The sequence below is a fragment of the Marinomonas foliarum genome (assembly GCF_016906065.1).
Taxonomy (GTDB): Bacteria; Pseudomonadota; Gammaproteobacteria; order Pseudomonadales; family Marinomonadaceae; genus Marinomonas; species Marinomonas foliarum.
This window is the reverse complement of the sequence record NZ_CP070273.1, coordinates 2,313,121-2,326,180: the sequence shown is the minus strand read 5'-3', so window position 1 is coordinate 2,326,180 and position 13,060 is coordinate 2,313,121. Positions and strand designations below refer to the sequence as shown.

12 protein-coding genes are annotated in these 13,060 nt (G+C 45.0%); 8 read left to right on the top strand and 4 right to left on the bottom strand.

Annotated features, from left to right (window positions below; all coding sequences use genetic code 11):
- Nucleotides 1-73: 73 nt before the first annotated feature.
- From JSY38_RS10695 to JSY38_RS10685, 3 genes are all read right to left on the bottom strand, one after another.
- Complete coding sequence (locus JSY38_RS10695) at nt 74-1,141, bottom strand: methionine synthase (RefSeq protein WP_205113216.1); 1,068 nt, start codon at nt 1,139-1,141, stop codon at nt 74-76.
- Between the two features lie 58 nt (nt 1,142-1,199).
- The gene (locus tag JSY38_RS10690; protein WP_205113215.1) at nt 1,200-2,174 is read right to left on the bottom strand and encodes a DUF1852 domain-containing protein; all 975 of its coding nucleotides are present in this window, start codon (nt 2,172-2,174) and stop codon (nt 1,200-1,202) included.
- Nucleotides 2,175-2,446: 272 nt separating this feature from the next.
- Nucleotides 2,447-2,974, bottom strand: coding sequence for a DUF7482 domain-containing protein (locus JSY38_RS10685; protein ID WP_205113214.1), 528 nt, complete (start codon nt 2,972-2,974; stop codon nt 2,447-2,449).
- Nucleotides 2,975-3,086: 112 nt separating this feature from the next.
- On the opposite strand from JSY38_RS10685, the gene JSY38_RS10680 reads away from it, so the two are divergent.
- Together JSY38_RS10680 and JSY38_RS10675 are read left to right on the top strand one after the other, a co-directional pair.
- Nucleotides 3,087-3,974, top strand: a complete 888-nt coding sequence (locus JSY38_RS10680; protein ID WP_205113213.1) for a LysR family transcriptional regulator — start codon at nt 3,087-3,089, stop codon at nt 3,972-3,974.
- Between the two features lie 100 nt (nt 3,975-4,074).
- On the top strand, nt 4,075-4,476 hold the full coding sequence (locus JSY38_RS10675) for a RidA family protein (RefSeq protein ID WP_205113212.1): 402 nt from the start codon (nt 4,075-4,077) through the stop codon (nt 4,474-4,476).
- A gap of 54 nt (nt 4,477-4,530) precedes the next feature.
- Here JSY38_RS10675 and JSY38_RS10670 read toward each other — a convergent pair whose 3' ends face one another.
- Nucleotides 4,531-6,543, bottom strand: coding sequence for a sigma-54-dependent Fis family transcriptional regulator (locus JSY38_RS10670; protein WP_205113211.1), 2,013 nt, complete (start codon nt 6,541-6,543; stop codon nt 4,531-4,533).
- A 318-nt stretch (nt 6,544-6,861) separates the two neighbouring features.
- On the opposite strand from JSY38_RS10670, the gene JSY38_RS10665 reads away from it, so the two are divergent.
- From JSY38_RS10665 to JSY38_RS10640, 6 genes are all read left to right on the top strand, one after another.
- Nucleotides 6,862-7,950: an ABC transporter ATP-binding protein gene (locus tag JSY38_RS10665; protein WP_114413324.1), complete on the top strand. Its 1,089-nt coding sequence runs from the start codon at nt 6,862-6,864 to the stop codon at nt 7,948-7,950.
- Nucleotides 7,951-7,952: 2 nt separating this feature from the next.
- Nucleotides 7,953-9,107, top strand: coding sequence for an ABC transporter ATP-binding protein (locus JSY38_RS10660; protein WP_205113210.1), 1,155 nt, complete (start codon nt 7,953-7,955; stop codon nt 9,105-9,107).
- Nucleotides 9,097-9,966: a carbohydrate ABC transporter permease gene (locus JSY38_RS10655; protein ID WP_110574667.1), complete on the top strand. Its 870-nt coding sequence runs from the start codon at nt 9,097-9,099 to the stop codon at nt 9,964-9,966. The genes JSY38_RS10660 and JSY38_RS10655 overlap by 11 nt, the downstream gene beginning before the upstream one ends.
- Nucleotides 9,967-9,996: 30 nt before the next feature.
- A complete protein-coding gene (locus JSY38_RS10650) occupies nt 9,997-10,869 on the top strand; it encodes a carbohydrate ABC transporter permease (protein WP_476738610.1) in 873 nt (290 codons plus the stop codon).
- An 11-nt stretch (nt 10,870-10,880) separates the two neighbouring features.
- Nucleotides 10,881-11,153, top strand: coding sequence for a DUF2160 domain-containing protein (locus tag JSY38_RS10645; protein ID WP_205113209.1), 273 nt, complete (start codon nt 10,881-10,883; stop codon nt 11,151-11,153).
- An 86-nt stretch (nt 11,154-11,239) separates the two neighbouring features.
- Nucleotides 11,240-12,964, top strand: a complete 1,725-nt coding sequence (locus JSY38_RS10640; RefSeq protein ID WP_205113208.1) for an ABC transporter substrate-binding protein — start codon at nt 11,240-11,242, stop codon at nt 12,962-12,964.
- Nucleotides 12,965-13,060 lie beyond the last annotated feature (96 nt).

Sequence of the window (13,060 nt, the reverse complement as noted above, 5' to 3'; positions counted from 1 at the left end):
AGCAGATTTAGAAAGCCAAGATAATCCCGTTTCGATATGTCAATTCGAACGGGATTTTTACGATTGAGGCCAATTAATTCGACAACAAAGCCAGCTCTTTTCGAATAATGTCTGCGCCAGCACTCAAGGCATGTAGCTTGCCTCTTGCCACGGCACGAGGCAGCGGAGCCATGCCACAGTTAGTACAAGGATAAAGCTTGTCGGCATCGACAAACTGTAGCGCTTTTCGCAGAGTATTGGCCACTTCTTCTGGTGTCTCAATGGCATGGTTTGCTACGTCGATTGCGCCAACCATGACTTTCTTACCGCGAATCAGCTCAAGCAACTCCATGGGCACATGCGAGTTATGGCATTCAAGCGAAATAATATCGATGCTGGATTGTTGCAGCTTAGGGAAGGCTTCTTCATATTGTCGCCATTCAGACCCAAGCGTCTTTTTCCAATCCGTATTGGCTTTAATGCCGTAGCCATAACAAATATGCACCGCCGTTTCGCATTTAAGACCTTCGATGGCTCTTTCTAAGGTTGCGATGCCCCAATCATTCACATCATCAAAAAACACATTAAACGCGGGCTCATCAAATTGGATGATATCCACACCAGCTGCTTCTAATTCTTTTGCTTCTTGGTTGAGAATTTTGGCAAATTCCCATGCGAGCTTTTCTCGGCTTTTATAATGATCATCATAAAGTGTATCAATCATGGTCATTGGGCCTGGCAGCGCCCATTTAATCGGTTGCTTGGTTTGCTGACGCAAAAATTTAGCATCTTCAACAAACACTGGCTTGATACGACTAACAGGACCAACGACAGTAGGTACGCTCGCGTCATAGCGATCACGAATTCTTACTGTCTGACGATTCTCAAAATCAACGCCGCTAAGATGCTCAATAAAAGTGGTAACAAAGTGTTGGCGCGTTTGTTCACCGTCACTGACAATATCAATGCCCGCTTGCTGTTGCTCTTGAAGCGAGATGCGCAGTGCATCCTGTTTACCATCAACTAATTGATCGCCTTCCAATTTCCAAGGAGACCAAAGGGTTTCTGGCTCTGCAAGCCATGTGGGCTTCGGTAAGCTGCCAGCGGTTGAAGTCGGTAGCAGTGTGTTGTTAGCAACTGTTTTTTCAATATCTGTTTTCATAATAAAGAATGCCATTTATTAAATGTAATGTTTGAAAAATAACCATTAAGGGTCGCGTTTATGCGCAATTAGCAGACCACTGCTCAAGTACCTTTTGATATGGCTTTATGAAATTCTGCTCAGCAAATTTGCCTTGTTCACTCGCCAACTGACTGCGTTCTTCACGGTCATAAACAATTTGCGTTAAAGAGTGGTCGAGGTTTTTTAAGTTAGGTTGATAGCTCTTTCCAGCAACCGCGTTGGCATTATAAATTTCTGGCCGGTAGATTTTCTGGAAGGTCTCCATCGTGCTGATGGTGCCAATAAGCTCAAGGTTGGTGTAGTCGTTAAGCAAATCTCCCACAAAATAAAAAGCCAATGGCGCAGCGCTGTTGGCAGGCATAAAGTATCGAACCTGTAAGCCCATCTTCTGAAAGTATTGCTCGGTCAAAGAGGTGCCATTTGGTTGATATTCTACCCCCAGAACTGGGTGCTGATTTCCTGTACGCTGGTACGTTTTATTGTCGGAAACACTCAGACAAATAACAGGTGGCTTAGTAAAGTTTTCTTTAAAGCTGTCCGATGTCACAAAACTTTTAAAGAGCTTTCCATGTAACTCACCGAAGTTATCAGGAATACTAAATTCCGCTTGGTCTTTGTTGTGGTTTGGTAGCAAGACGCTGAAGTCATAATCACGCACATAAGAAGAGAAATTGTTTCCTACAATACCTTCGATACGCTGCTCAGTATGATGATCAAAAATATTCGTCTTCAAGATTTCAATGGTTGGAAAGGACTGGCCTTTTCCTTCGATATCAACATCAACCGAAATGATTTCAAGTTCAACAGAGTAACGATTTCCCTTTGCATTATCCCAATGCGCCAGCGCATTAAAACGGTTGTTAATCATCCTCAATGCATCACGAAGATTTTCTTGTCGTCTCTCTCCTCTAGCCAAATTCGCAAAGTTCGTTGTGATGCGCGTATTGTCTGCAGGGCGGTAATTTTCATCGAAGCAAATACGCTTAATGGTAAAGATAAATTCGTTACTCATGGTGACCTCGTATCCTATTTTCTGAAGTGAAATAAGGATCTCTTCCTTGTTCTCACTTGCCAGTTTTTGATTATTGGCGATCTGTCTAATGACTCTATGAGTACATTTATACGCAACCATTATCATGAATAAAAATGAATTAAACTTAACCACATTGAATTTTATTCATTTAAAGGGATGGACGAGCCTCAGGATTGGGAGTGTTAAGTAACGACTGGGAGTGGATATTCAAAGACAAGAACGCCCTAAATAGAGCGTTCTATAATTGAGTGCTATTCAACAAGAGAAAACGGAATGACCGGACAATTAAGCACGACATCGGTTCGTTCGATGGTAACCAACCCCTGATCTTCTGCCGTAAAAATCGCTTCTTCAGATGTCAATTCTGTTGCCTTGCTTGGATCTTTCCATACCACGACGTACATCAACCAAAGTGGCGAGTAATGAGTGTCTTGGCTTTCATAACCTAATGGCTCTGGAACCGACGCAAATACGCTCCAAGCTTGCTCTTGATTCGGAAATGCATACACACGCTCTAGCACAGTTTTCACTTGGGGTGGTTTCGGGTAATTCGGCACAGCATCACGTAACCGAGGCGCATAATTGGCATTTTTGGCTTTGGCCACCGCTTGGTCTGATACGTCGGTTGTTATGTAGAGCACCTCTTTGTCATCATGCCAGCCATGTAATAAAGGCAAACTAACACTAGCCTGCCGAGTTTGTTCATCTTGAATAGAATGAGAACTGCAAGAAGCTAATGACAAAACACAGATAATCCCTAAGAAACATTGACGCAACATGCCATTCACTCCAGAGTGTTTTACATAGAAAAAAGTATTGAAAACGATCATTTAGCAACTATTAATAACATCTATACACCTATCTGTACTACTAATAGCCAACGAGACGCGCATGATAGATAAACTTGAAATAAATCATCTTAGAACATTAAGCGCTCTTTATCAGTTCGGCAATATTTCAGCAGCGGCAGAACATTTAAGTGTTTCTCAACAGGCTGTCAGTCTTCAACTTAAAAAAATAAGAAGCATTCTTGGTGATCAACTCTTTGTTAGAACAGGGCATGGAATGATTCCAACACCCTACGCCAAAGAGATAGAGCAACACATCGAAAAAATATTAACCTACATAAATAGCATCCCTCTGGCAAAAGCGTTTTCACCACAGGAAGCAGAAAGAACACTGGTTATCTGTGCAACAGACTACACCCAAGAAGTGATCGTCACCGAGCTCATTAGAGAGCTTAGACAGTACGCTCCTAAAGTAAAAGTGATCGTTACCAATATCGAACACGCCAACCTAACCAAAAAAATCCATCAAGGCTCAATAGATATTGCTTTTACCACCAGCGCCTATGCTCCCGAAGGATTGATTTCAACGCCGTTATTTACCGAAAAATACCTATGCGTAACAGCGAATAAATCCATTGAACGTACTCATGGCCTATCACTAGAACAATTAACCACACACGACTTCGTCATTGTTTCGCCTGGCGTTGGCAGCTTTATAGGCTCTGCTGATACTTGGTTTGAACAACAAGGTTTTCCACGTCATGTTGCCGTATCTGCCCCTTCCTTTCATATGGCGAAAGAAACCTTAAAACAGTCAAACATGGTGGGATTCATTCCTTCGAGACTATTACCTTACGAAGGACTAGTTGAGCTTCCATTAGAAAAATACCCACCAGGTTATCAAGTCGTAGCTGCCTATCACCCAAACGCAAAACATGACCCATTAATTAGCTGGTTACTAGATAGCATCCAGAAGAAGTTTGCTCATTAAAAATGATCTTCGCTTGTATGAGCAACAAGCTTAGCTTTATCGCCAAACGCCCCACTCACCTCTACCCTAGCGTCACTTTAAACACTATGTAGAGGTCTTTATGTCCATTAAACGCATTAATCCACTATCCTTGTATGATGGTGCAGCAACGGGTATGTCACAAGCCACGGTAGATAACGATGCGGGATTGGTTTTTATTTCAGGGCAAGTCGACTGGGACACCGATTTTCAAACTCATAATCACGACATGAAAACGCAAACTGCCAATGCAGCAAAACACTTAATCACGGTGCTAGAAGAGGCAAATTCCTCAGTCGAAAATATCCTGCAGCTACGAGTCTATGTGCGTGGTGAGGTTGCAGACCATATGGAAGACATCGTCCCTATTATCGCCAGCACACTAGGTACCTCACGCCCTGCATTAACGGGGATTGGCGTTGCCTCTTTGGCTTCCCCAGAGATTTTAATTGAAATTGAAGCTGTCGCAAAAGTGGCTAGATAGTATACCGATCCCTGTTTTAACCACAGAGGTTAAAACAGGGATGACATTGTCAGCTTAGGCATCACTTTCTTTAGGCTTCGCATATTTATAAACCGTATTGCGGCTCACTCCTGCGGTTTTGGCGGTTTGCGAGACATTGCCTTTGAATTCATTTAACAGCCTAGGTATCAAGTCTTCTAACGGTTCATCTTGTTCACTACCAGCCTTTGATGATGTTGAATCATCAACTTGTCCCATGGCATCGAGGTCATCAAAGAAATCATCAGGTAAATGCCATTCTTCTAGCTCTTCCTCATCGGCCATTGCCATGCCGACTTTTAATACATGAGCAAGTTGGCGCATGTTACCCGGCCATGGATGCGTCACCAGTAAGTCCAACATAGCTTGCGACAAAGCTGGGCCTGGTTCTTCTTTGCGTAAACGCTCATGAAGGTATTTGATCAATGCCGCTTTGTCAGTGCGCTCGCGCAAAGCGGGTAGTTCGATGTTCATACCTGAAATTCGATAGTATAAATCTTGGCGAAAACGCCCTTCTTTCACTTCTTCTTTTAAGATTCGATTGGTGGCGGAAATCAGTTTAATGTCCACCGGAAAGGCTTCAGTAGAACCCAATGGCGTGACCACTCTTTCTTGCAAAACCCGCAACAAACGCGACTGCACAGCCATGGGCATTTCACCAATTTCATCGAGAAATAATGTGCCGTGATGCGCGCGACGAATCAGACCTATTGAGCCTCGATTTTGCGCACCAGTAAAAGCGCCTTTTTCATAACCAAAAAGTTCAGACTCTACCAATTCAGCAGGAATGGCAGCACAATTTACCGCCACTAACATCTCTTTGGCACGAGAGCTGTGATAGTGCAAACTGCGTACAAATATCTCTTTACCAGCGCCCGTTTCACCATGAATCAAGATAGGAATATCTTTTTCCATAATCTTATGAGCTTGGCGCACTAAACGCTCGACTCGATCGTCGCCATGTTGTAATTCAGCCAGTGGAATGACGTTATCTGGAATCGCTTTAAACGACAGTTCTTCCGGCTTCTTCACCTTTTCAACTGGTGGATTTTTTTCATTCATAACAATGGCTTCTGGCTGTGATGGTGCAACATAATCTGCTCGCTGACGAAAGTCTGGTATGCGCATGATTTGCTGTACGGGAGGAATCACTTTAACGTAAAACTGATAGCGCCCCATGGCAATCAACTTCATCGGCAAACTAAAAGGATGATGTTTGATCTCACGCATTTCGATATCAAATATTTGATTAATGTTGAGCAACGCCAAGTCCTGAGCGAGAACCACTTCTGCACGACGGTTAGCAGAGACAATCGTACCGTTTTCATCCAGCACCAAAATACCAGACCAATGACTGTCTAAACTGACCACATTGGTATTAAAACTAAGAATGAAATGCTCTTGTTGAAAGGCGGAAAATATCAGGCGGTTCTCCACACTCAACGACATGAGTTTGACCATGCCAAAAGTATGATCTTGAGGCAGATACGCGTCTGATGAGATGTCCAACACACCAACCAAATCGTTTTTGGTGTTGTAGATAGGCGATGCCGAGCCAACCATAAAACGATTAGCACGTAAGAAGTGTTCATCTCGACCCACTTGAATCGCTTCGCCAGTAATCAGAGCGGTACCAATCGCATTGGTGCCAACCCCCATTTCGGTCCATTGGTTCCCGCCTACCAAACCATGCTGTGCAGCACTGCCAAAACGCGGTTGCCCCCAAGTATTCAGTACATGACCTTGGCGGTCCGCCAAAACGATCATACACGCCGAATTGCTCAGAATATTTTCGTAATACGGCAACACTTCGTTTTCTGTGGTTTCGAGCAAGCTACGATGCTGATCTATCAGATCTGTTAACGAACCTTTTGGCAAGGTCGCGAAATCGGGTCGACTGCTGTGATCCAAGCCAAATTGCTCGCAACGATACCAAGACGCTTGAATTCGCTCTTTGTGAGTTTGCGTCAAATTCGTTTCCGATCCAGAGTCTATGACGGCAGATACGGCAGCACTTTGTTGTTGTTTTTGTTCTTCTTCGTCTTGCATTTCCTACTCCAACACCTCAAGGAGATCCCTCGGAGTGTGCATGAAATGTTCACTGTAGTTGGCAGACTGTAAACACTTTGAACACTCGTGAACAGTCCTTTTTCGAAAGTGAAAACCACCAAACCCAACTAAAAATCATAATAAAACCAATATTTTTCAATGAGTTATATCTTACCAGAAGTATAGAAATATTTTTGGCACGGCTTTTGTAAGTATTTACAACATACAGACAAAATTACTGTGCGTTCATTTTTGAGCCTTGCGAAAGACACAAGATGTTCACACAAGAAAACAATAACAACAAAAAAGGTACTTACAATGTCTCTGACGCTGCAGAATGTATCGCGCGTTGTTGAAGGCGAGACGTGGATCGATGATGTAAATTTATCTCTCGAACCCGGCTCTTTCAACGTTCTACTTGGACGCACTCTGTCCGGTAAAACGACGCTAATGCGCCTCATGGCGGGTCTTGATCGACCTACCAAAGGAAAAATCCTCATGAATGGAGTGGACGTAACAGGTGTGCCTGTTCGCGAACGCAACATTTCCATGGTGTACCAACAGTTCATCAATTACCCCAATCTTACGGTTTACGAAAACATCGCGTCGCCACTTCGCTTGGCAAAGATGGATGAAAAAGAAGTCGACCGCCGTGTACGTGAAACCGCAGAAATGCTTCGCATCGATCCTTTCCTTGATCGTTTGCCACTGCAACTTTCCGGTGGCCAGCAACAGCGTACCGCCATGGCGAGAGCCTTGGTGAAAGACTCGCAAATTATCTTATTCGATGAACCTCTGGTTAACCTCGATTACAAATTACGCGAAGAGCTACGCCAAGAATTACGCGCCTTGTTCAAAGCCCGTAACTGTATCGCTATTTACGCCACAACCGAACCGAACGAAGCCTTGGCTCTGGGTGGCAACACCGCTGTTTTAAACGAAGGTCGCTTGCTGCAAATGGGGCCAACTGCTGAGGTTTATCACCAGCCAAAAGACATTATCACTGCAGAGATGTTCTCTGAACCACCAATCAACGTGGTTCCTGGTCGCGTCAGCGAAGAAGAAGTCACTTTCGACGACACTGTCCATTTCCGTTTGAACAGCGATTTGCGCCGCCTGACTCCTGGTGAATATCAATTTGGTGTGCGCGCTTCGCACATAGGTTTGGTGCCACACTCTGACGATGATTTAGAGTTGCCTGTCCGAGTTGATTTGGCGGAGATCAGTGGATCAGAAACCTTCTTGCATGTTCACAACCCCCATTTTGATTTAGTACTGCATTTATCTGGGGTTCACGCTTACCAAGTGGATCAAGAAATTAAAGTCTATTTCCCGACGCACAAGCTGTACGCCTTTGACGCTCAAGGCAAGATGGTGCATTCCCCAGCACGAATGAGGGATCAATAATCATGGCTTCTATTACCTTAAATGCCTTAGCGCATACTTATACCGATAATCCAACCAAGCCAGAAGACTACGCCATCCGCGAAATGTCTCACGTTTGGGAACAAGGCGGAGCCTTTGCCCTACTTGGCCCATCTGGCTGCGGTAAATCCACACTACTGAATATTATTTCGGGCCTGCTAAAACCTTCTAACGGGGAGGTATTATTTGACGGCAAACGCGTAAACGAATTAAAACCCGAAGAGCGCAATATCGCGCAGGTTTTCCAATTCCCAGTGGTGTACGACACCATGACAGTGTTTGATAACTTGGCCTTTCCTCTACGCAATATTGGCGTACCAGAATACAAGGTGAAGTCGAAAGTCTACGAAGTTGCCGAAATTCTTGAACTGTCTGACCAGCTAAAGCGTAAAGCCAAAGGTTTGTCAGCGGATCAAAAACAAAAAGTATCCATGGGACGTGGCTTAGTACGTGACGATGTATCAGCAATTTTGTTTGATGAGCCTCTTACCGTTATCGATCCTCAGCTGAAATGGAAATTACGTCGTAAGCTCAAGCAAATCCATGAACAGTTCAACATCACCATGGTATATGTGACGCACGATCAGCTAGAAGCCTCTACTTTTGCAGATAAAATCGCCGTGATGTACAACGGGCAAATCGTCCAATTCGGCACGCCACGAGAGTTATTCGAAAAACCTGCACATACTTTTGTTGGCTACTTTATTGGCAGCCCAGGTATGAACTTTTTTGAGGCAGAACTCAAAAGCCAAGACGAAAAAGCAGCGCTAATGTTTGGCGATCATAAAATCTCCGTCAGCGAGGCCATGCTAACGCGTTTAAAAGCCATGGGAGCCAACAAGGTCACTTTGGGCATTCGTCCTGAATTTGTCCATGTGTGGGATGGTAAAAACGACGACGCCTTTTCTGTCGACGTAGATTACGTAGAAGACCTTGGTACCTACAAGATTCTGTCTTTCATGTTCCATGGGCAAGTAATGAAGGCACGCTTGAGCGAAGACCAAAAAATCCCATCAGGCCAAATTTATGTGAGCTTTCCGGAACAATGGACCAAGGTCTATGTGGACGAATATCTGGTTGATGTAGACGGTCAAACAGACACAGCGCACCAGAACAAGGAGACCGACCATGCAAACTAAAGTCGAGAACAACAAGGCATGGTTCCTTGTTATGCCCGTTTTCCTCATCGTTGCTTTTTCTGCCATCATTCCGTTGATGACTGTGGTGAACTATTCGGTACAGGATATTTTTGACCCTTATACGCGTTACTTTGTCGGTACAGAGTGGTTCAAGCAAGTGATGCTAGACAGCCGCTTACATGAAGCCCTGCTGCGTCAGTTTATCTACTCATTCACCATTCTTATCATTGAAGTACCGCTGGGTATTTGTGTTGCCTTGATGATGCCAACTAAAGGTCGCGGCGCCTCTTTGGCTTTGATTTTGGTGGCGATTCCCCTGCTGATTCCATGGAACGTGGTAGGCACAATTTGGCAAATCTTCGGTCGTGCTGACATAGGTTTGTTCGGAGCCTTTATGAGTAGTATCGGTGTCGATTACAACTATGCATCTGATCCTACTGACGCTTGGTTAACCGTAGTCTTGATGGACGTGTGGCATTGGACACCTTTGGTTGCCTTGTTGTGCTATTCAGGTCTGCGAGCAATTCCTGAAGTCTATTACCAAGCGGCGCGTATCGACCAAGCGTCTCGCTGGGCAGTATTCCGTTACATCCAGCTGCCTAAGCTTACTAACGTACTGATTATTGGTGTGTTATTACGCTTTATGGATTCCTTCATGATTTACACCGAGCCTTTTGTACTAACAGGCGGTGGCCCAGGTAGCTCTACGACTTTCTTGAGTCAGTCCTTGGTACAGCAAGCCATCGGCCAGTTTGATCTTGGCCCTGCAGCGGCGTTCTCACTGGTGTACTTCTTAATCATCTTGCTCGTGTGTTGGGTGTTCTACACCACCATCATGAACATGCAAAAAGACAAGTAGGAGCGGATCATGACGCAATTAAAAACATCAATGACGCGCCACAATACAGGTACAAAAGAGCAAGCTCCGGTATATAGCCGAGCTGAGCGCAAAACCCGTAACGCGCATCTTAGAGGTCGCTTTGGCTTGGTGCTGTATTTGATTCTGTTATTGCTGCCAATTTATTGGCTAATCAACATGTCATTTAAAACCAATACCGAAATTCTTAGCGGATTATCTTTTGTCCCAGCGGATTTCACTTTGGCAAACTACGCCAAGATATTTGGCGACCCAACTTGGTACATGGGTTACGTAAACTCAATTTTTTACGTATCCATGAATATGGTTATCAGTCTACTGGTTGCCTTACCCGCTGCTTATGCCTTTAGCCGCTATAAGTTCATTGGCGATAAGCACATGTTCTTCTGGCTGCTATCTAATCGTATGGCACCACCTGCGGTTTTCTTACTGCCTTTCTTCCAGCTTTATTCGTCAGTGGGTTTGTTCGACACCCATATTGCCGTGGCGCTAGCGCACTGTATTTTCACTGTGCCATTAGCAGTGTGGATACTGGAAGGTTTTATGAGTGGCGTGCCTCGTGAAATTGACGAAACAGCGTACATAGATGGCTACTCGTTTCCGAAATTCTTCGTACGCATCTTCATTCCTTTGATTCGCTCAGGTATCGGTGTAACGGCCTTCTTCTGCTTCATGTTCTCTTGGGTAGAACTATTGCTAGCGAGAACATTAACGTCAGTCGAAGCAAAACCAATCGCTGCCATTATGACGAGAACAGTGTCTGCTTCAGGGATGGATTGGGGGCTGCTCGCGGCTGCAGGTGTACTGACAATTATTCCGGGAATGCTGGTCATTTACTTCGTTCGTAACCATGTGGCGAAGGGCTTTGCCCTTGGTCGAGTGTAAGGAGAATTATTATGGCTTGGATGTCTTGGACATTACCTACTGCCCTGTTTTTTATCGGCATTGCTGTGATCTTGGTCGGTATGACCACATGGCAAGTAATTTCACCTTGTGTAGAACGCCGTGGCTTTTTGCCACTGGTAACCACCCGCGGTGATCGCTTATTCATAGGCCTGCTTAGCAGTGCTTTTATCCACCTTGCATTCGTTGCGTTAACGGATGTGAACATCGCGGTGGCAACCGTCCTATGTGCATTTTGGATGCTTATCCTAATGCGATGGGGCTAGTCAGCGTCTCTCTCAGTAAGAACTGATGGACTATCTATCTGGCACGGAAGCCGAACATAAAAAACTAAACTTTGTTGAGGTAAAACATGCACTACAATAAGAAAAAAATTGCACTCGCCGCCTTACCCTTTGCAGTCATGATGCATTCGGCCACCTTGTGGGCTGACGCATACTCAGATGCTGCAAAAAAGTGGGTAGATACCGAATTCACCGTTTCAACACTAAGCAAGCAACAGCAGCTTGATGAAATGCAATGGTTCACCGACGCCGCGAAAAAATTTCGCGGTATGGAAATCAACGTGGCGTCAGAGACATTAACTACCCACAAATATGAATCTCAAGTATTGGCTAAGGCCTTCACGGAAATCACCGGCATCAAGGTCAACCATGACTTGATCCAAGAAGGTGATGTTGTCGAAAAACTGCAAACACAAATGCAATCTGGTCGTAACATCTACGATGCTTACGTCAACGATTCCGACTTGATCGGTACCCATTTCCGCTACGGCAAAGTCGTACCAATCTCTGACATGATGCAAGGCGACGGTAAAAATTTCACGTCACCAACCCTAGACCTTGCCGACTTCATCGGTTTGGATTTCACCACAGGGCCAGATGGTAAACTTTACCAATTGCCAACGCAGCAATTTGCCAACCTTTATTGGTTCCGTGCTGACTGGTTTGCTCGTCCTGATTTAAAAGCGAAATTTAAATCTATTTACGGTTACGAACTAGGCGTACCTGTTAACTGGTCTGCTTATGAAGACATTGCCGAATTCTTCACGGATAAAGTTAAAAACGTCGATGGAGAACGCGTATACGGCCACATGGATTACGGTAAAAAAGACCCTTCTCTAGGCTGGCGTTTCACTGATGCTTGGTTCTCTATGGCGGGTGCTGGCGACAAGGGTACACCTAATGGTTTACCTGTCGATGAATGGGGTATTCGTATTAAAGATGCCTGCTCACCAGTAGGCTCAAGCGTTTCTCGTGGTGGTGCAACAAACGGCCCTGCGGCCGTTTACGCAACAACAAAATACGTAGAATGGTTACGTAAGTACGCACCACCAGAAGCTCAAGGCATGACCTTCTCTGAATCTGGTCCAGTGCCAGCTCAAGGTGGCGTGGCTCAACAAATTTTCTGGTATACCGCGTTTACAGCGGACATGACAACGAAAGGTCTTCCTGTTGTAAACGAAGACGGTTCACCAAAATGGCGCATGGCTCCATCGCCAGTTGGACCATACTGGGAAGAAGGCATGAAGAAAGGTTATCAAGACGTTGGTGCTTGGACTTTCATGAACTCTACACCAGACGATCGTCGCCTAGCGGCATGGTTGTACGCTCAGTTCACCACAGCAAAAACGGTTTCTTTGAAGAAAACACTCGTAGGCTTAACTCCTATTCGTGAATCCGACATCAACTCTCCTGAAATGGCGGCTGCGGCTCCTAAGTTAGGCGGTTTGGTTGAGTTCTACAAAGGGCCAGCGCGTAAGCAATGGTCACCAACTGGGATCAACGTGCCAGATTATCCTAAGCTGGCTCAGCTTTGGTGGCAGTACATTTCTCAAGCAGCAAGCGGAGAAGCAACACCACAAGAAGCACTTAATGGCCTAGCCGCAGCGCAAGATAAGGTTATGGAGCGTCTAGAACGCGCTAATGTACAACCTATCTGTGGACCAAAAATGAACAAACCGCGTGACGAAGCTTACTGGTTGGCACAACCAGGCTCTCCAAAAGCGAAATTGTCCAATGAGAAACCTCAAGGTGTTACGGTTTCTTATGATGACCTACTTCGTTCTTGGGAATAATGTTCGTTATATTGTTTGTCCCAGTACTCTGAACGTTTGACCGGCTTAGGCCGGTCTTTTTTTGGCGGGAATATGCTGAAATATAGAGGTTATCTG